At 68.7% G+C, this 19,124-nt stretch carries 16 protein-coding genes; 6 read left to right on the forward strand and 10 right to left on the reverse strand.

Translation table 11 applies throughout. The features are described 5' to 3' along the window. Window positions 1-152 precede the first annotated feature (152 nt). Genes AruCF_RS29920 through AruCF_RS13745 form a run of 4 tightly spaced genes read left to right on the forward strand, consistent with a single transcriptional unit; the run spans window position 153 to window position 5,086 of the window. Window positions 153-1,487, forward strand: a complete 1,335-nt coding sequence (locus tag AruCF_RS29920; protein ID WP_254431199.1) for a type VI secretion system Vgr family protein — start codon at window positions 153-155, stop codon at window positions 1,485-1,487. Further along, complete coding sequence (locus tag AruCF_RS13735; protein ID WP_049073569.1) at window positions 1,480-2,346, forward strand: DUF4123 domain-containing protein; 867 nt, start codon at window positions 1,480-1,482, stop codon at window positions 2,344-2,346. The genes AruCF_RS29920 and AruCF_RS13735 overlap by 8 nt, the downstream gene beginning before the upstream one ends. Further along, window positions 2,343-4,502, forward strand: a complete 2,160-nt coding sequence (locus tag AruCF_RS13740; protein WP_167385877.1) for a T6SS phospholipase effector Tle1-like catalytic domain-containing protein — start codon at window positions 2,343-2,345, stop codon at window positions 4,500-4,502. Before AruCF_RS13735 ends, AruCF_RS13740 begins: the two co-directional genes overlap by 4 nt. Before the next feature lie 8 nt (window positions 4,503-4,510). Beyond that, on the forward strand, window positions 4,511-5,086 hold the full coding sequence (locus AruCF_RS13745; protein WP_157809386.1) for a DUF3304 domain-containing protein: 576 nt from the start codon (window positions 4,511-4,513) through the stop codon (window positions 5,084-5,086). On the opposite strand, the gene asd is transcribed toward AruCF_RS13745, so the two are convergent. The 7 genes from asd to AruCF_RS13780 all read right to left on the reverse strand — a co-directional run bounded on the left by asd (window position 5,083) and on the right by AruCF_RS13780 (window position 12,319). Then, a complete protein-coding gene (gene asd, locus AruCF_RS13750) occupies window positions 5,083-5,949 on the reverse strand; it encodes an archaetidylserine decarboxylase (RefSeq protein ID WP_049073572.1) in 867 nt (288 codons plus the stop codon). The genes AruCF_RS13745 and asd overlap by 4 nt on opposite strands. A gap of 170 nt (window positions 5,950-6,119) precedes the next feature. Then, window positions 6,120-7,088 (reverse strand): cupin domain-containing protein, encoded by a 969-nt coding sequence (locus AruCF_RS13755; protein WP_049073573.1) that lies wholly within the window; start codon window positions 7,086-7,088, stop codon window positions 6,120-6,122. A 108-nt stretch (window positions 7,089-7,196) separates the two neighbouring features. Further along, entirely contained in the window at window positions 7,197-8,831 is a 1,635-nt protein-coding gene (locus tag AruCF_RS13760; protein ID WP_049073574.1) for an ATP-binding cassette domain-containing protein, read from the reverse strand. A 262-nt stretch (window positions 8,832-9,093) separates the two neighbouring features. Next, window positions 9,094-9,978 (reverse strand): HpcH/HpaI aldolase/citrate lyase family protein, encoded by an 885-nt coding sequence (locus AruCF_RS13765; protein ID WP_049073575.1) that lies wholly within the window; start codon window positions 9,976-9,978, stop codon window positions 9,094-9,096. A gap of 10 nt (window positions 9,979-9,988) precedes the next feature. Further along, window positions 9,989-10,708 (reverse strand): response regulator transcription factor, encoded by a 720-nt coding sequence (locus AruCF_RS13770; RefSeq protein WP_049073576.1) that lies wholly within the window; start codon window positions 10,706-10,708, stop codon window positions 9,989-9,991. A 379-nt stretch (window positions 10,709-11,087) separates the two neighbouring features. Then, window positions 11,088-11,588: a hypothetical protein gene (locus tag AruCF_RS13775; protein ID WP_049073577.1), complete on the reverse strand. Its 501-nt coding sequence runs from the start codon at window positions 11,586-11,588 to the stop codon at window positions 11,088-11,090. A gap of 128 nt (window positions 11,589-11,716) precedes the next feature. Beyond that, window positions 11,717-12,319: a GNAT family N-acetyltransferase gene (locus tag AruCF_RS13780; protein ID WP_049073578.1), complete on the reverse strand. Its 603-nt coding sequence runs from the start codon at window positions 12,317-12,319 to the stop codon at window positions 11,717-11,719. Window positions 12,320-12,446: 127 nt separating this feature from the next. Here AruCF_RS13780 and AruCF_RS13785 point away from each other — a divergent pair, with 127 nt between their 5' ends. Then, on the forward strand, window positions 12,447-13,682 hold the full coding sequence (locus tag AruCF_RS13785) for an NAD(P)/FAD-dependent oxidoreductase (RefSeq protein WP_049073579.1): 1,236 nt from the start codon (window positions 12,447-12,449) through the stop codon (window positions 13,680-13,682). Between the two features lie 64 nt (window positions 13,683-13,746). Here the strand turns inward: AruCF_RS13785 and AruCF_RS13790 are convergent, their stop codons facing one another. Next, window positions 13,747-14,874 (reverse strand): 3-deoxy-7-phosphoheptulonate synthase, encoded by a 1,128-nt coding sequence (locus AruCF_RS13790; RefSeq protein WP_083036781.1) that lies wholly within the window; start codon window positions 14,872-14,874, stop codon window positions 13,747-13,749. A gap of 243 nt (window positions 14,875-15,117) precedes the next feature. On the opposite strand from AruCF_RS13790, the gene AruCF_RS13795 reads away from it, so the two are divergent. Beyond that, a complete protein-coding gene (locus tag AruCF_RS13795) occupies window positions 15,118-16,299 on the forward strand; it encodes an EAL domain-containing response regulator (protein ID WP_463666918.1) in 1,182 nt (393 codons plus the stop codon). Window positions 16,300-16,324: 25 nt separating this feature from the next. Here the strand turns inward: AruCF_RS13795 and AruCF_RS13800 are convergent, their stop codons facing one another. Further along, a complete protein-coding gene (locus AruCF_RS13800; RefSeq protein ID WP_049073582.1) occupies window positions 16,325-17,971 on the reverse strand; it encodes a mucoidy inhibitor MuiA family protein in 1,647 nt (548 codons plus the stop codon). 169 nt (window positions 17,972-18,140) lie between these two features. Next, window positions 18,141-19,043: a LysR family transcriptional regulator gene (locus AruCF_RS13805; RefSeq protein ID WP_049073583.1), complete on the reverse strand. Its 903-nt coding sequence runs from the start codon at window positions 19,041-19,043 to the stop codon at window positions 18,141-18,143. Window positions 19,044-19,124 lie beyond the last annotated feature (81 nt).

Below are 19,124 nucleotides of genomic sequence, written 5' to 3' on the forward strand. Positions count from 1 at the left end.
CGCAACAAGCGCGGCGACGTGCGCATCCGGTTTCACTGGCAGGCAGGCGGCGAGGGCCTGGCGGCCAGCCGCTGGGCGCGGGTGGCGCAGCGTCAGTCGGGCCGCGGGCCATGGGCATCAGCTTCGTGCCGCGCATCGGCCAGGAGGTGCTGGTGCGCTTTGTGGACGACGACATCGACCAGCCCATCGTGGTGGGCGCGCTGTACAACGGCCGTGGCGAGGGCGGCACGCCGGCCACGCCGGGCGGGCGCGCGGGCGCCAAGGCCGACACGCAGGTCTACGCGGCGGCGCGCGACCACGCGCCCAGCGCCCAGGCCAACCTGGCCGCGGGCAACGCGCCGGCCTGGCACGGCGCGGCGGCGGGCGAGGAGAACCACCGCAACGCGGCCGCCCTGAGCGGCTTCAAGAGCAAGGAGTTTGGCGGCGCGGGCTACAACCAGATCGTGTTCGACGACACCGACAGCCAGTTGCGCCTGCAGATCAAGAGCAGCGCGCAGGCCAGCGAGCTGAACCTGGGCCACCTGATCCACCAGGCGGGCAACTACCGTGGCGGCCTGCGCGGCGTGGGCGCCGAACTGCGCACCGACGGTTATGGCGCGGTGCGGGGCGGCGCGGGCGTGCTGCTGAGCACCTACACGGCCGCCGGCGCCCACGCCGGCGCCATCGGCGATGCGGCCGCGGTGCAGGCGCTGGCGGGCCAGACCGACCAGATGGCGCGTTCGCTGGACGGGGTGGCGGGCGCGCACCAGGGCCTGCGGCTGGCGACGGTGCAGGGCACCCGGGGCCCGGGTGCCAGCGTGCTCGATGGCGAGAAGGCGCCGCTGGCGGCCATGCACCGCGCGGTCTCGGGCACGGTGGCCGGCGACAGCGTGGAAGGCGCGCGGGGCGATGCCTCGGCCAAACATACCGACGCGGCGCCAGGCAAGGTGCCGCACGCCACCGACCCGGTGGTGCTGATGGCCGCGCGCGCCGGGCTGGCGCAGGTGGCCGGCCAGCACCTGCAGTACACCGCCGGCGAGGCGCTGCACTGGTCGGCGGGCAAGGACCAGAACCTGGCGGTGATGGGCGCGCTGCGCCTGCATGCGGGGCAGGGCCTGGGCATCGTGGCGGGCCTGCAGCAGGGCGGAGCGCAGTCGGGGCTGGATCTGATCTCGGCCAAGGGCAATGTGGACGTGCAGGCGCAGCACGACATCCTGCGGGTGCAGGCGCAGCAGGACATCACCATCGGCAGCGCCCAGACGGCGGTGGAATACGCCGCGCCCAAGCGCATCCGCATCGCCACGGCGGCCGGCGCCAGCATCGTGCTCGAAGGCGGCAACATCACCGTCACCGCGCCGGGCCGCATCGACGTCAAGACCGGCAACAAGCAGTTCGCCGGGCCGGACCAGTTGCCTTATCCTTTCCCGCAGTTTCCGCAGAGCGTCTGCGTCAGTTGCGCGGTGGAAGCGGCCGCGGGCGGTTCCGCCATGACGGTGAAGAATGCTTGAGGATCGCGATACCTGGATCGATCCGGCCGCGCCCGAGGTGGCGCACGCCCTGTACGACGCGGCCTGGAACCACCCGGACGGGCCGCAGCGATATGTTTTGCTCGACGCGGTTTTCTCCGCGCGCCTGCCCGAACGGCTGGCGCGCTGGCTGGATGCGGATGACTACCGCTCGCTTTACGCCGGCCGCTACCAGGGCGAAGGCCTGGACCAGGTGGCGCCGTACCTGTTGCGGCTGCCCTGGGTGCCGGCGTTGCGCGCGCCGTTGTGCGACAAACTCTTGCAGCTGACGCGGGGCAAGCCGATGCTGAGCCTGCTGACCACGTCGGCGTCGTTCGACCAATTGGCGGATCACCTGGGTCGGCGGATCGAGGCGGTGAACGCCGAGGGCAAGGCATATCTGCTGCGTCTGGCCGACACACGCTCCTTCGCCGCACTCCTGGAAGTATTCGCCCCGGCGCAGCGCCACCGCTTGCTGGCGGGCATCGAACGCTGGTCATACGTGGATCGCTCGGGCGCCTGGCGGGGGGTCGACGGTGATCAACGTTTCGATCCGGAGGCCGGCGCCGAGCCTTATGTGATCGCCGCGGACCAGCAGCGCCATCTGCAATGGCTGGCGCTGCCGGACGCCATCTTGCGCTTTGTGCAACTGCGCGCGCCGTTGTTCGGCGCGCTGACCTGCCCGCCATCGGCGGCGTACCAATGCATCCTGGAGGGCGTGCGGCGCCTGGCGCGCCGCGGCCTGGACAACGAAGCGCTGGCGTACCGCCATGGTTTCGCCCGGTTGCGGCGCCACGGCATGCTGGCGCCGGTCAGCACGCTACCGGCGCTTGCCGATTCCAGTACGGAGCTGTCCTCATGACCTTCAAATTCCGCTTCGCCGGTCCTTGTCGTCCGATTCCCTCGGAGCTGGATTTCCGCGAACAACGCAAGGCCTGCCAGCGCATGGGTGAAAAGGCCGGCACCGATTGTTCGATCGAATTGTTTTTCGGCTTCTTCTTCGATGGCACGCGCAACAACATGTATATGTCGGAGAAGGCCGGCAATCACACGCAGACCAATGTGGCGCGCCTGTATTCCGTGTTCGACGACACGATCGATCCCAGCTACAGCGCGCGGCAACACCGTTTCCGTACTTATGTCGAAGGGGTGGGCACGCCTTGCGTCGAAAAGGTGGGCGACCCGGGCACGGGGGCCCATGCGCAGGCCGGCGCCGCCGCCGGCTGGCGAGGGGAAGCGCGCATCAACTGGGCCTTGCTGGAGTTCCAGAATAATCTCTATAGCCATTTCGTACCCAATAGGACGTTGACCGATGCGCTAGGCCAGCGCGCGACGACGCTGGTGCGGGAAATGAGCGCGGACATATCGTTGTCAGGCCTGCAGATCGAAGAGCTGGCGAAGGCGGCCAAGATCCCGCTGGCCGCGTACACCGGAATGAAGCCAGGCGATACGGCCGATGTGCTGGCCCGGCGCACGCAAGGTTTCGTGGATACCCTTTTGCGGGTGCGCAAGGTCAACAACACCGAACCGAAGGACGTGGCCCGCTACACGGTGCTGTCAAGGCGCAACCGGGATCTGCGGACGCTGCTGGCCGGCTACCTGGACACCAATCCGAAGATCGAGCGCATTCGCGTCTCCATCTTCGGCTTCTCGCGAGGCGCGGCCGAGGCGCGGGTGTTCGCCAACTGGCTCAAGGACGCCTGCGATCCGCCGGAGGGCATATCGTTCTATTCCCCCCGCGGCGATGGCGTGCTGCGCCTGGCGGGCATCAAGGTGGACCTTGATTTCATGGGAATTTTCGACACGGTCGCGTCCGCCGGCATCGCGCAGAGCGTGAGCGAGCAGGTGTGGGACGGACACGGCGCCTGGGCGCGCAAGAAGGACATGGAGATCCCCAACGCAGTATCGCGCTGCGTCCATATGGTCGGCGCGCACGAGGTGCGCGGGTCCTTTCCGCTGGATCTGATCGATGGGGCGAACTACGAGGAAATCGTCTACCCGGGCGTGCACTCGGACGTCGGCGGCGGCTACAAGCCGGGGGAGCAAGGACGCGGCACCAAGGACAGCGACAAGCTGTCTCAGATTCCATTGTGCGATATGTATCGAGAGGCGGTGCAGGCGGGTGTTCCGTTGCGGCTGCACCTTGCCCCCGCCGAATTCCAAAGCCAATTCCAGGTGTCGGCCGAACTGCGGGCGGCTTTCAATGCCTACGTGGAGGCAACCCGCGAAATTTCACTGAAGCAGACATCTTCCACGCGCATCCTGTACAACCACTATGTGCAGTATTTGCGTTGGCGGCGTCTGCGCGCCGAGCGCGGTCCCGAGTGGATCGGCGCCACGCCCAGCGCGCTGCGGGCCAGGGCAAACTACCCGCAGGACTACGAAGACCTGATAAGGGCCAATGATGAACTCCTGCTGGAAGTTCGCAAGCTGACCATGGACAATGCCTTGGAGCGCGCCACGACGCCGATGACCATGTCCGCTCCTGGTGGCGAAGGGGCCCGCATTTATGACGGCATCATGATGATGCTGCGGGGGAACAAGGAGAAGATGTGGCTCGAGCAGCTTCGCACGGTCTGGAACCTGCCGGGCAGGCCCGCCGCCGCGGTAATCGATTTGCTGGATAACTTCGTGCATGATTCTCGCGCCTGGTTCAAGCCACTGGGCAAGGACGATGATGTCTGGATCGCGATTCAACAGGACCGTATCAAGCAGCTGGAAAAGCGCGAGAAAGAGGCGGAAGAATATGTCGCCATCGGCCGGCCGGACCTGGCCCTGATCGCGCGGCCCAACAAACAGGAACAGGCCGAATTGGCGCGCTACCGTGCCAATGCGAATGATCTGGTGCTGCAATCGGACGGGCGGGAGTTCTATTGGCAGTGGGGCTATCTGCGTTGGCGGTCGGTCTACGCCAATCCCCAGGTGCGGGCACAACGCGAAGCGCAGAAGGAACGCGAGGAAACGCAGCGGGCCTTGCAGAACATGCCAATGAATTTCAACGCCTTGCCCCGGTTTTAGCCATGCGAATGTCAACGAATCCGCGCTCCGGCCTGTTCATGCTTGCTGACCGGCTTCGATCAGGCGGCCGCCTGATCCTGGGTCTTTTTCTGCTGGCCCCGTTGCTGGCAGCCACTTGCGCAAGGGCCCAGGCCGAGCCCATTCCCGAGACGCTGGGTGTGCGGCTCGGTATCATCAATTACCTGAGTGAAGGCGTGGCGCCCGTGTATATCAATCAAGGCTGGGCCGCCGGCGTCCGGGGGCACGCCTACACGTCGGGCACCTGCTGCGTGTCAATCCCTACGCAGTGGAAGCCGGGCATGACGATGCGGGTTGAATGGCGCACGGACACCATGTTTGAGCGCGGTGAGAAGCAGATGGTCAGCCGCGATGCGCCCATCCTGCCTTTCGAGCCATTCCACGACGGCTACATCTGGGCGGTGTTCCTGCCCGGCGGCGAAGTGTATCTGCAACCGTCCGCGGCGCGCCCGGGCGCCGAAGGGTTCCTGCAGGGGTTGCCGCCGCCTGGCCAGGAGACAGCGGCCGATCTGCGGCGCTTCGTCGAAAAGAACCCGCCGCAACCGGCCGTGGCGCCGCCGCGCTAGCCGCGCGGCAACGCCAGCAATTCGCCCATGCGCACCGGGCCGCGCACCGAGGGCGTATCGGCCCAGCGCACCTTGCCCGGGCCAAACAGCACGATGGCGGTCGAACCCAGCTTGAAGCGGCCCATCTCGGCGCCCTTGGCGAGCTGGATCGGCGCGCGCGCCGCGTCGTCGTAGCGCACGGCCTTGACGCGCCGCTTGTACGGCGTGACCAGCCCGGCCCAGACGGTTTCGATCGAGGCGACGATCATGGCGCCGACCAGCACCAGGGCCATGGGGCCGTGCTCGGTGTCGAAAATGCAGACCACGCGTTCGTTGCGGGCGAACAGGCGCGGCACGTTGCGCGCCGTCAGCGGATTGACCGAGAACAGGCGGCCCGGCACGTGGATCATCTCGCGCAATGTGCCGGCCACCGGCATGTGCACGCGGTGGTAGTCCTTGGGCGACAGGTAGATGGTGGCGAATTCGCCGCCCTGGAACGGCGCGGCGCGCTCGCTGTCGCCGCCCAGCAGGTCGGCCAGGCCATAGCTGTGGCCCTTGGCCTGGAAGATGCGGCCATGCTCGATGGCGCCCATCTGGCTGATGGCGCCGTCCGCCGGGCACAGCACGCCGCCGGGTTCATCGTCCAGCGGCCGGGCGTCCGGCTTGAGGGCGCGGGTGAAGAAATCGTTGAAGCAATCATAGGCCAGCGCGTCTTCCTGCTCGGCTTCGCGCATGTCCACGCCATACTTGCGCACGAAGCGCGAGATCATCCAGTTCTTGACCGCGGGTTCCCGGCAGTCCGAGGCGTATCCGAAGAAACGCGACACCAGGTGATGCGGCGCAAGGTACTGGCTGGCGAGGAAAAGTTGGTCTTTGATCGGCATCTAGGAGCGCTAAAAAACGCGTCCCGCCTGCAGCGGGACGTGGTTGGAGGTTGTCGCGCCCGGGGTGCCGTTGAAGGTGGCGTCGAAGATCGCGCCCGGACGTGCAATTCGCGGGATTGTAACGCGTCCGGCCGCCAATGGACCACGGCGCCGACCGCTTTCTTGCCGCACTAGGCGCGCGCCCGGGCCGGCGGGTCGGCAATGGCGGCGGGCGCGCCTGCCGGCGCGGCGCCATGGCGCCGATACGTGCCCGGCCCAACCCCGAAGTGCTGCTTGAAGGCGCGGGCAAAGGCGGCCTCCGATTGGTAGCCGATGCCGGCGGCAACGCGAGCCACGGATTCCTTCAGCCGCTCCAGCTGGCGCGCCGCATGCTCCATGCGGATCGCGGTCAGCAGGCGCAGGGGTGTCAGGCCGCTGGCGCGCACGAACTGGCGGGCGAAGGTCGCGCGCGATAAATGGCAGCGTTGGGCCAGCGTCGCCAGTGTCCACGGTTCGCAGGGAGACCGCAGCATGGATTGCACGGCCGGCGCCAGCCTGGGATCGGCCATCAGCGCCAGCAGGCCGCGCGTCTGCCGGCCGTCGTGCACCAGCGCGCGCAGCACCAGCGTGAAGAGGGCGGTCGATAGCTGGTTGATGATGGCCGCGCCGCCCAGCCGGGGCTGTCCGGCCTCGGCCCGCATCAGCGCCAGCAGCGCGGCCAGCGCGGTGTTGTCGCCCAGGGTGGCGGCGCGCAGCACCATCGCCTGCGGCAGCGCCATCAGCAGCAGGCTGCCGGCGCGGCCCAGCGTGAACACGCCGCACAGCATTTCCAGTCCCGGACCCGCGCCCTCCTGGGTCAGTTCGGTCAGGACGCCATTGTGGCGGATGTCGGGCGGCGCGGCGGCGGTCGGCGCGCGCTCGTCGATGCCGCGCAGCAGGTGCGAGGCGCCGTGCGGCAGCAGCAGGATGTCGCCGGTCCGCAGCGCCAGTTCGTCGCGGCCGACGCGGGCCACGCCTTCGCCTTGCAGAATGACGTGATAAGGCACATGGCCGGCCGGCGCCCGCGGATGATCGGCGCGCCAACGGCCGCCGTAGCGGCACAGCAGGTCCACCGTGCCCGCGGGTTCGACGGCCGACAGAAGCTGGCTGAGACTGTCCATGGGCTCCCTGGGAAGGAGGGCGGGCCGCCCGGAAGGGCCGCCCCACTGAGCGCCGCCGCCGGGGCGGCGGGACATGCCTGAGATTCTATGCCGGTTCGGCGCGCGCGGTCAGGCCGCGGCCTTGGCCGACAGCTTGGTCTTGTAGAGCCAGTCCTTGTAGTCGTCCAGGTCGCCGTCGAACGGACTGAAGCGGCCGTCGGCCACGATGATGAACTGGTCGGTGGTGGCGCGCAGCAGGTGGCGGTCGTGCGACACCAGCACCAGCGTGCCTTCGAACTGCGCCAGCGCGGTGGTCAGCGCCTCGCGGGTTTCCAGGTCCAGGTGGTTGGTGGGCTCGTCCAGCAGCAGCAGGTTGGGGCGCTGCCAGACGATCAGCGCCAGCGCCAGGCGTGCTTTCTCGCCGCCCGAGAACGGCGCGATCGAACTGGTGGCCATGGCGTCGTTGAAATTGAAGCTGCCCAGGAAATTGCGCAGTTCCTGCTCGCGCACCGTGGGCGCGATCTTGGTCATGTGCCACAGCGGTGATTCGTCATGGCGCAGCATCTCGACCTGGTGCTGGGCGAAGTAGCCGATCGACAGGCCCTTGTTGAACTGCGTCTCGCCCGCCAGCGATTGCAGCTCGCCGGCGATGGTCTTGATGAAGGTCGACTTGCCTGCGCCGTTGATGCCCAGCAGGCCCAGGCGCTGGCCCGCCTGCAGCGAGAAGTCGATGCCCGACACGATGATCTTGTCGGACGTGACGCCGCTATCCTCGTCGGTGTTGCGGTAGCCGGCGCTGACCTTGTCCATCGTCAGGAGCGGATTGGGCGCGCGCAGCGGTTCGCGGAATTCGAACGAGAACTCGGCGGCGGCGCGCAGCGGCGCCACTTCTTCCATGCGGGCCAGCGCCTTGATGCGGCTCTGCGCCTGGCGCGCCTTGCTGGCCTGGGCCTTGAAGCGGTCGATGAACGACTGCAGGTGCGCGCGCTGGCGCATCTGCTTTTCCATCATGCCCTGCGCCAGTTCCAGCTGGGCGGCGCGCTGGCGCTCGAACGACGAGTAGTTGCCCGAGTAGCGCTTGAGCTTGCGCTCGTCGATGTGGACGATGACGTTGACCACGCCGTCCAGGAAGTCGCGGTCGTGCGAGATCACGATGAGCGTGCCCGGATAGCGCTTGAGCCAGTCTTCCAGCCAGATGATGGCGTCCAGATCCAGGTGGTTGGTGGGTTCGTCCAGCAGCAGCAGGTCGGACGGGCACATCAGGGCCTGGGCCAGGTTCAGGCGCATGCGCCAGCCGCCCGAGAAACTGGTCAGCGGCAGCTGCATCTGCGCCTGCGTGAAGCCCAGGCCGGTCAGCAGCTGTTCGGCGCGCGAATGCACGGTGTAGGCGTCGGCGTCGGCCAGCGCGGCGTAGATGTCGGCCATGCGCAGGCCGTTCTCGGCGCTCTCGGGCTCCGCTTCCAGCGCGGCCAGTTCGGCTTCGAGCTTGCGCAGCGTGACATCGCCGTCAATGGCGTACTCGATGGCGGGGCGGTCCAGGGCCGGCGTTTCCTGCGCCACGTAGGCCATGCGCCAGCTGGCGGGATAGTCCAGGTCGCCCTGGTCGGCGTGCAGCGTGCCGCGCAGCAGGCCGAACAGGCTCGACTTGCCGGCGCCATTGGCGCCGATCAGGCCGATCTTGTCGCCGGGGTTCAGCAGCAGGTCGACCTTGTCGAACAAGGGCTTGACGCCGCGCATGAGTGAAACTTGTTGGAAGCGGATCATGAATCGTGTGGCTGGGGTGGCGCGACAGGGGCGCGCGAAGGGATGCGCGACGTACGCGCGACAAGGCTCCCGCCACAGGTTGCGGCCAAAAAAAAATGGAACCGGAGAGGCGACGCGCCGGCGGCGCGACACGCGGACCGCGCCGGGCGCGGCAGGCGGATGGGGCGGATGCCCAACCGATCGCGGCCGCTATTGTAGCTGGACGCGCGCGTCACTGCCCGCCTCGCGCCGCGATCCGGCCGGCGTCCGCGCGCGGCGACGTTCAGCCGGGGGCCGATCGCGCCGCGATGGCGGCGGCCAGCGCCAGCAGGCGCTCGGCCTCGCGCGCGTGCAGGTTTTCGACCAGCGCGCCATCCACCACGGCCACGCCCTGGCCGGCCGCCTGCGCCTCGCGCCAGGCGTCCAGGCGTTTGCGCGCGCTGGCCAGTTCGCTTTCGGTGGGCGCGAAGGCCGCGTTGGCGGCGGCGATCTGCCTGGGGTGGATCAGTGTCTTGCCGTCGAAGCCCTGGTCGCGTCCCTGGCGGCAGGCGGCGGCAAGGCCGGCGTCGTCGTCCAGGTCCAGGTGTACGCCGTCCAGCACCGCCAGGCCGTGGGCGCGCGCCGCCAGCACCGCCATCGAGCGCGCCAGCAGGGTTTCGTGGCGCTCGGGCGTGTGGCGCGCGTGCAGGTCCTTGACCAGATCTGAGGTGCCTACCACGATGGCGGCCAGCCGCGGATGACCGCCGGCGATGGCGTCCAGCCGCAGAAAGCCCAGCGGCGTTTCGGCCATCGCCCATAAGGGCAGCGCGGCGGGCGCGCCGGCCGCGTCCAGCGCCCGCGCCAGCGATTCGAGCTCGGCCGCGGACTGCACCTTGGGCAGCAGCACGGCGTCGGCGCCCGCGCGCGCGATGGCGCCCACATCGTCCAGGCCCCAGGCAGTGTCCAGCGCGTTGATGCGCACCACGCATTCGCGCCCGCCATAGCCGCCGGCGCGCAGCGCTGCCGCCACCTGGTCGCGCGCCAGCGCCTTGGCATCGGGCGCGACGGCGTCCTCCAGGTCGAGGATCAGCGTGTCGGCATCGAGGCCACGGGCCTTGTCGAGCGCGCGCGCGTTGGCGCCGGGCATGTAGAGGACGGAACGGCGAGGACGGGGAACGGTCAGGGCCATGGCAATCGGTTCAATGCTTGGTGTTGCCGACGATCTGCACTGGCATGGTGCAGACGTAGCCGACACCATAGACGGTGCGGATGCCCATGTCGCCGCCGGCTTGCGCGCGCAGCTTGCGGCGCAGGCGGTGCATGTGGGCGTCCAGGCGATGGGTGTCGTAGGCCTCGGCGCTGGCCCCCAGGGCCTCGACCAGCCGACCGCGCGACAAGGGTAGCGGCGCGGCCTGGACCAGCGCGCCGATCAGGCGGCTTTCGGTATCGGTGATGTCCACCTGGATGCGTTTGGGCGACACCAGCAGGCGGCGGGCGGGATCGAAGCGCCAGATTTCCGCCGTCGGCGCGGCCGGATCGGCGGCCGGCACGACGCGCAGGCGCCGCGACAGCGCCACCAGGGTCGCGCCCAGTTCGGCCAGGTTGACTGGCTTGGTCAGGTAGTGGTCGGCGCCCAGGCTCAATCCGGATACCTTGTCTTCGCTCAAGAGGCGGCCGGTGAGCATGATGATGCCCATCGAGGGATAGGTGGTGCGCAGGTGCGAGACCCGCGCCAGGCCGTCGCCATCGGGCAGCATGGCGTCCAGCACGAGGATGCCGGGCGTGACGTTGAGCAGCAGTTGATCCAGTTCGGACAGCGAGCCGGCTGTGAGGATGGCCTCGCCCAGGCCGAGGTCATGGATGAATTCGGCAATGGTGTCGCGCCAGTCCCCGTGATCGTCGACGATGATGATGGTCACGGGGCCGGACGAGCTGGCGGTTGCGCGCGAGGCGCTCCAAGGGCAAACACGCTTTCCGCTCCTTTCATGCTAAGGCTTCTTATTGGTGTGGAGGAGTCCGCCTGGCGCAAGCGCGGGGCCGGGACGCTGCATCCGCAGTGTGATCCCCTCGCGGCGCTTTCGCGGAGAATATCATTATCGCCGTTGCGGCGGCGCGGCAATGCGTGATGCCAGGAAATCGGCCGGCCGCTCCGCGGGTGACGGATGGCGGCCTGATCAAAAATTGATCAGCCTCTGTCATGGCGCCACGAAGGCCAGCAATCGTGTGTCTGCCGATTTCTTATCCACAGAAACTGTGGATAAGAAATTCCTTCGAAAGTTGTGCACCGTTTGCCGGATATCAGGGCGCCGGCGCGGTCTCCAAATACTCCACCGGCACGCCCGGCGGCACCTTGCGCACGCGGTCGCGCTCGATGCGGGGCGGGGCGAAGCGCGTCTTGCGCGCCGCCGCGTTCTGCAACAGCACCGATAGCACCGCGCCCTTGTCCTGGATCCATTGGCTCTTGCCCCGCAGCAGCTTCATCGCGTTCTCGGCGGTTCCCAACTTGTAGGAGATGGCGTTGATCTGGACCGAGTTCTTGCCATTGAAAGCGGACTCGTCCTGCTCGGTGATCGCCGCGGCATCAAGGTTGCTGCTTTCGTGGTCGACGCGATAAATGAACTTGATGCCGCTGAAGGGATCCTGCGCCACGACGAGCTTGTCAGAGCCCGACACGTCCGACAGCATGCCGATGACCGGCGATTCGACCAGTTGGTTGCCCCGTTGTTCTTCGGTGTAGATGAAGATGCTGGGGCGCTTGTGCCCGACCGGCGCGGGCGGGGCGAGGGGAGAACGATCCATACCTGACTTGAAATGAGCGGGGCGGGCCGATGGCGGGCTTGCCCCGGATACCGCATTAACGGCCTCCAGTTGCGGGAACTTGAGCGCCGGCCATGATGAAAAACAAAAAGAACGAACGCCGCGCCGGATCAGGGCGCGCGCCGCAGCCGCGCCAGCAGGCGCGCCTTGGCGGTGGGCCAATCCTCGTCGAGGATGGCGAAATAGACCATGTCGCGGGTCCGTCCGGACTGCGCGATCAAGTGTTTGCGGAACACGCCTTCCTCGACGCCGCCGATGCGGAGAATGGCCTGGCGCGATTGCAGATTGGCCGCCTCCGTCTTGAACACGACTCGCATGATACCAATTGTTTCAAAGGCGTGCTGCAATAGAAGGAATTTCGCCTCGGTGTTGGCGCCGCTGCGCTGGCTGGCGGGGGTGAGCCAGGTGGCGCCGATCTCCAGCCGCCTGTGTGCCAACGCGATATCCATATAACGCGTGGTGCCGATTACCTGGCCGTCATCGCGCCGCACGATGGCAAAGGGCAGGCAGGCGCCCGCCGCCTGGCCGGCCAGCGCGCGCTCGACATAGCGGCGCATGTCGTCGGCGCTGTCGACCGGCTCGGGTTGCAGCCGCCACAGTTCGGGATGCAGGCCGACCTCGGCCAGCGGGCCGGCGTGGGCCGCCGACAAGGGTTCCAGGCGTACGATCGCGCCTTCCAGGGTGACGGGTTGCAGGGGGGCGAGGGCAGGCATGGGACGAGGCTCCGCGAGTGCGCCGCGGTCGGGCGCGGGCCGCCATCGGCCGGCCTTGGGCGCCGACAGATTCTACGCCCGCCTCGGGTGCTTGCCGAACCCGATCCGCGGGCGCAGAATGCGGCGCATGAAAACAGACGTGGTCGTCCTGGGCGCGGGCATCATCGGGGTGAGCGCGGCGCTGCACCTGCAGGCGCGCGGGCGCTCGGTGACGCTGCTGGACCGGCGCGGCCCGGGCGAGGAAACCAGCTACGGCAACGCCGGGCTGATCGAACGCGCCAGCGTCATTCCCTATGCCTTTCCGCGCGATTGGCGCAGCCTGTTGCGCTACGCCGGCAACCGCGCCCCGGACGTGCGCTACCACCCGCGCTTCCTGCCGCGCATCGCGCCGTGGCTGTTGCGCTATTGGTGGCATTCGGCGCCTTCGCGCCTGGCGCGCGCGGCCGCCGCCATGTTGCCGCTGATCGAGCGCAGCGTGGCGGAACACGACGCGCTCAAGGACGCCGCCGGCATCGGCCACCTGTTCCGCCGCAACGGCTGGATCGACGGCATGCGCAGCCAGCAGAGCCTGGACCGCGCCGCGGCCGACGCCGCCGCGCTGGGGGATTATGGATTGGACTACCAGGTGCTGGACCGCCAGGCGCTGGCGGCCCTGGAACCGTCGCTGTCGCCGCGCCTGGTGGGCGCGATCCACTGGCGCGATCCGGTCAACGTGTCGGATCCGGGCGCGGTGGCGCGCGGCTACGCGACGCTGTTCCAGCGGCGTGGCGGCACGCTGGCGCGGGGCGATGCGCGCAGCCTCGAGGCGGTGGCCGGCGGCTGGCGCGTGCGCGGCGTGACCGGGCCGATCGAGGCGCGCGAGGCGGTGGTGGCGCTGGGGCCGTGGTCGCCCGACGTGCTGCGGCCGCTGGGCTACCGCGTGCCGATGGCGGTCAAGCGCGGCTACCACCAGCATTTCGCGCTGGAGGACGGCGCGGCGTTGTCGCGGCCGGTGGCCGATATCGACAGCGGTTTCGTGGTGTCGCCCATGACGCTGGGCCTGCGCCTGACCACGGGCGCCGAGTTCGCCGCGCGCGACGCGCCGCCATCGCCGGTGCAGGTGGCGCGCACGCGAGCGCTTGCCGGGCAGTTGCTGCCGCTGGGCGCGGCGGTCGAGAAAACGCCGTGGATGGGCTGCCGGCCGTGCATGCCGGACATGCGTCCCGTGATCGGCCCGGCGCCGCGCCATCCCGGCCTGTGGCTGGCTTTTGGCCACGCGCATCATGGCTTCACGCTGGGGCCGGTGACGGGCAGGCTGCTGGCCTGCCTGGTGACGGGAGAGACGCCGGACATGGATCCGGCGCCTTATGCGCTGAACCGCTAGCTGAACCGTCGGGGAGCGGGGCGCGCCGGCGTCCCGGGCAGGCGGCCGGCGGCGGGGAACGGCATCAGGCGCCGTTCCTGGCGCGGCGCTGGCGCACCGCCTGGGCCAGCATGTCGAGCACCGGCAGGGTCTGGGCCCAGCCCAGGCAGGCGTCGGTGATCGACACGCCATGGCGCAGCGGCTGGCCGGGCTTGAGGTCCTGGCGGCCTTCTTCGAGATGGCTCTCGATCATCACGCCGGTGATGCGCGTGTCGCCCTGGGACAACTGGGCGGCGATGTCGCGCGCCACGTCGACCTGGCGCAGGTGCGATTTGTTGGAGTTGGCGTGCGAGCAGTCGATCATGACCTGCTCGCGCTGGCCCGCGGCGCGCAGCACCGCGCAACAGGCGTCGACGCTGGCCGCGTCGTAGTTGGGGCCTTGCTTGCCGCCGCGCAGGATCACGTGGGTGTCCGCATTGCCGCGGGTTTCGAAGATGGCGGCCATGCCCATCTTGGTCATGCCCATGAAGGCGTGCCTGGCGCTGGCGGCGACGATGGCGTCGGCCGCGATCTGCACGCCGCCGTCGGTGCCGTTCTTGAAACCCAGCGGGCAGCTCAGGCCGGAGCTGAGCTGGCGGTGGCAGGGGCTTTCGGTGGTGCGCGCGCCGATGGCGCCCCAGGCGATCAGGTCGGCGATGTACTGCGGGCTGAGCAGGTCGAGGAATTCGGTGGCGATCGGCAGGCCCAGGCCGCTGATGTCCAGCAGCAGTTCGCGGGCGCGGCGCAGGCCTTCGTTGATGCGGAAGCTGCCGTCCAGGCGCGGGTCGTTGATGTAGCCCTTCCAGCCCACGGTGGTGCGCGGCTTCTCGAAATACACGCGCATCACGATCAGCAGGTCGTCGCGGTACTGGTCGGCGGCGGCGCGCAGCTGGCGCGCGTATTCCATGGCCTGGCCGTGGTCGTGGATGGAGCAGGGGCCGACCACCAGCACCAGGCGGTCGTCGCGGCCATGCAGCACGTCGGCGATGCGGGCGCGGCTGTCCTCGACCAGCGTCTGGATCTCGGCCGAGACGGGCAGTTCGTCCTGCAGCAGGGCGGGCGAAATCAGGGGCCGCACCGCGCTGATGCGGGTATCGTCCGTGCGGGTGTTGTCCTGGGTGGCGTCGGCCGCGCCGACCTCGCGGTCGTGCAGGGGATCGTCAATGCGGGTCAAGGGAAGCTCCGTGCCATGGATTCGGGAAAGACCGCCATTATCGCACCGGCGGGCCTCGTCCGTCCGGGCGATGTCCCCCGGGCCCTAGGCCGATCGGCGGCAGCCCCGCCGAAATCGGGCCTAGCCCGTCCTGGGTGGCGTACAGTCGGGGGAACATGCCTTAGCATTGAGCTACATGCCGACACCCCGAGGACGCGCACGATGCCCAAAACCGATGCCGGTGCCAGTCGACGGATCCTTCTCGTGGAAGACCACCCCGTGGAGCGGGCCTACCTGCAGAACCTGCTGCTGGCGCTGGGCTACCGACGGGTGGCCGGCGTGGGCAGCAGCACCGAGGCGGTGGGCGCGCTGGCGCGTCAATCCTATGACGTGGTGATCAGCGACATTGTCATGGGCGAGGGCGACGGCACCCGCCTGCCCAACGAATTGCGCCAGATGGTGGACGCCGGCCGCCTCAAGCGCATGCCGCCCATCATCTGGATCAGCAGCCTTTCCGATGAACTGCTGCAGTCGCACGTGCGGCTGGCATTGCAGGGCGGCTGCCCGTCGGCGCAGGCCCTGTCCAAGCCGGTGTCGCGCTCGGCCATGCAGCATGCCATCAAGGCGGCCCTGCACAGCCTGGACGACGACACGGCCTCGCCGCGCCAGACGGTCGTGCGGCGCGACGAAATCGAGGCCGAACTCGGCCATGCGCTGACGTCGGGCGAGGGCATGAGCGTGGTCCTGCAACCGCAGGTGGACCTGGACTCGCGGCGCGCGGTGGCGGCCGAGGCGCTGTCGCGTTGGCATCATCCGAAGCTGGGCGCCATCCCCGCCGTCGATTTCGTCCCGGCGGCGCATCGGCTGGGCATGGACCAGATTCTGTTCAACCGCGTCGCGGATTGTGTGATCGAAGTCCAGGTGCGCATGCATGCGGAGGGCATCGCGGTCCCGATCGCCATCAACGCGTCGGCCTCGACGCTGTGCGCGCCCGGCCTGCCGGGCGAGCTGGAGCAGCGCGTGGCCCGGGCCGGCCTGCCGGCGCGCCTGGTCAAAGTGGAACTGACCGAGGACGAGCCGGTGACCGACTGGCTGGCCCTGTCGTCGGCGCTGAACCTGTTGCGGGTGCGGGGATTCGAGCTGGCCATGGACGACTTCGGCGCGGGCATCGCCTCGATGCGCCTGTTCTCGGCGATGCCGTTCACCGAGCTGAAGATCGACCGCGATTTCATCGTCCACATGCATCGTGAGCCGGCGTCGCGCGCGGTGGTGGCCGCGGCCATCGAAATGGGCCGCGCGCTGGGCCGGCGCGTGGTGGCCGAAGGGGTCGAGCAGGAACGCGATATCCAGCTGCTGCGCGAGCTGGGGTGCACCGTGGCGCAAGGCTACGGCATCTCGATGCCGCTATCGCCGGACGAGTTCATCGCCTTCTGCCGCCGGCAGTGAGGCCAGCCGGCGGCAGGGCGATGCGTCAGATGCCGGACACGTCGATATTGCCCGGATAGTCGATCGAGAACTTCAGCACCACGTCGCGCGACTTGCCGGGTTCCATGTCCCAATTCCAGACCAGCACGCCGTCATCCTCGCGCTTGATGTCGCGCTCGGCGGGCGACAGCAGCTTGACCTCGATCTTCTCGTTGCGCGAGATCGGCAGGCGGTCCTTGAAGGTGACCTGTTCCTTGGTGGTCTTGTTGTTCTTGACGGTGATCTTGTACTCGTAGGTCACGCGCTTGCCGTTGCCGGAGAAGCCGGTGCTTTCGGTAAAGCGATTGACCAGCTGGCGCTTGATCGAGATGCCGTCGTCCGCGCCCAGCGCCAGTTCGAGTTTTTCGCCGGGCATCACCGTCTTCATGGAAGAGGCGGCGACGAAGGCGTCATCCAGGAAGGTGTTGAGCGTGCCCGCCAGGAACGGGTAGTCGGTGCCGTTGCTGGCCAGGGCGGTCAGGAAAGCGGCCTCGCGCAGCGCCGGGGTCGATTGGTATTGCAGCGTGGCGGGCAGCTTGGCGGTGGTGATGGCGACGCGCTGCACGCTGTTGTCCGACGGCAGCGTGGCCGGCGCGCGGATCTGGAACGAAGCGCTGGTGGCCTCGGCCTGCACGGCGGCGGTCGATTCCTTCACATCCTCCAGCGCATACGCCGCGTCGCCGGCTGCCATTTCGGCGCTGGCTTTCGGGCTCGCGCGCACCCGCGTATCGTTGCGCATGACCGGCGCGGGGGCCGCCGCCGGCTCCGGGATGATGGGCGGCCGCGGGGCCGCCACGTCAATGATCCACGGGTTCAGCTTGGGCGCGCCGCCGCCCAGGGCCGGGCGCGCGGTCGACAGCGTCAGCTTGACGTTGTTCCAGTCCTCGCCGCTGTTCTGGCGGATGACGCCGAAGTAGCCCAGGTCGACGCTGCGATCGGCGGGGCGCAGGCGCGCGTCGTAGGCGGGCGTCCAGCGCGCCCCGGCCACCGCGTACGAAACGTTCAGGTCGAGCTTGCCGGCGCGCGCCAGGTTGACGCGCAGCGTCACGGTCTTGGTGCGGCGATTGATCTGGCCCTGCAACCGGTCCAATTCGCCCTGCGCGGCCGACAACTGGCGCTCCAGGTCCTCGCGCTGCTCGGCGACATGCCGCAGGCCGGCCAGCACGCGGCTGAGCGTGTCGGCGCTGAGCGACTGGATCGCCTTCAGTTCTTCCAGCGTCGGGCGCGGGCCGTCCTTGGCCGGTTCGGTGGCGCCTCGCTGCATCATCGCCACTAGTTCGCGCTGGTTGTCCAGCACCGCTGCCTCGTCCTCGAGCGCGGACTGCTGGCCTTGGAGCTTGCGGATCTGTTCTTCCAGCTGCTTGACGCGGTCGTTGGCCGTATCGGCCTGGAAGGCGTCGCGCACCCGCACGTCCAGCAAGGTGGCCTGGCCGCTGCTTTTGGCCGATACCTGCAGCGAGTTTTCCTGCAGGCTGGCCGGCAGCTTTTCCAGCACCAGTTCGTGCTCGCCGGCCGCCAGTTCGCTGCTGGCGGCGCGGGTGACCACGGCGCGATCCTGGTAGACCGTGACGGCGTTGATGGAGGAGGCCAGTCCGGCGGCCGCGGCCAGACCGGGAAGCGTGGCGATGGCCACAGCCAGGAGAGTACGTTGCACGTGTGCACCTTTGAGCGGGTTGCGCCGGCCGTCCCCCTTTCGCGGGGGAGTGGCGAGGCGATAGCGCGACAATTTACAGGCGGCGGCAGCCGTCGGGTTTACAGAAGGTGACAAACGCGACAGGCCGATACCGGGCCCTTTTCCCGCTCGGGGCCGGGGCTTGCACCTGTCATCCCGCCGCTTCCGGATGGGCCAGCGCGCGCAGCATCTGGACCGCGTTGCGCGCGGCGATAGACCGGTCGTGGCGGCGGTAGGCCATATCCAGCAGGGCATGCGGCGCGTCGCCCTTGATGGGCCGGTACTCGATGCCCTGGGCGCCCATGTGGCGCATGGCCGCGGGCACGATCGAGATGCCGACGCCGGCGGCCACCAGGCTGACGATGGAGGCCATCTGCGGCGCCTCCTGGATCACGCGGGGCGAGAAACCGGCGCGCAGGCAGGCGTTCTGGATCGCATCGTACAGGCCGGCGCCGATGGGGCGGGGATAGAGCACGAAATCCTGGTCGGCCAGCGCCGCGATGGGCACGCTGCGCTTGCGGCTGAGCGGATGGTCGGGGGGCAGGGCGATCAGCATCGGCTCGTCCAGCACGCGTTCGGTTTCGAACTCCGGGTCCAGCACGTAGGGCGGCCGCACGAACGCCACGTCCACCTGGTTTTCGCGCAGCCCGCGCAGCAGGCTGACGGTATTGCTTTCGGTCAGGCTGATGCGCACGTCGGGATAGCGGTCGCGGAAAGCGCGGATGGCGCGCGGCAGATACGGATGGAACACGGCCGACGCGGTGAATCCCACGGTGATGGCGCCATGTTCGCCGCGCCCGAGACGGCGCGCGGTATCGATGGCGCGGTCGGCGCTGGCCAGGATGGCGCGCGCGTCCTCCAGGAACTGGGCGCCGGCCTCGGTCAATTCGACGCCGCGCGGCAGGCGCAGGAACAGCGGCGTGCCGATCTCGCGCTCCAGCTGCTGGATCTGCTGGCTGAGCGGCGGCTGGCCGATGCCCAGCCGCGCGGCGGCGCGGGTGAAATGCAGCTCGTCGGCGACCACGGTGAAATAGCGCAGGTGTCTCAGTTCCATCGTTAATAAATATAGCGAGTGCCGGTTTCATATATTGGACATATGCAGGGGAAAAGTCTACCTTGATCGCACGGGCCATTG

The sequence above is a fragment of the Achromobacter ruhlandii genome (genome assembly GCF_002082135.1).
In the GTDB taxonomy this organism is placed as follows: domain Bacteria; phylum Pseudomonadota; class Gammaproteobacteria; order Burkholderiales; family Burkholderiaceae_B; genus Achromobacter; species Achromobacter ruhlandii.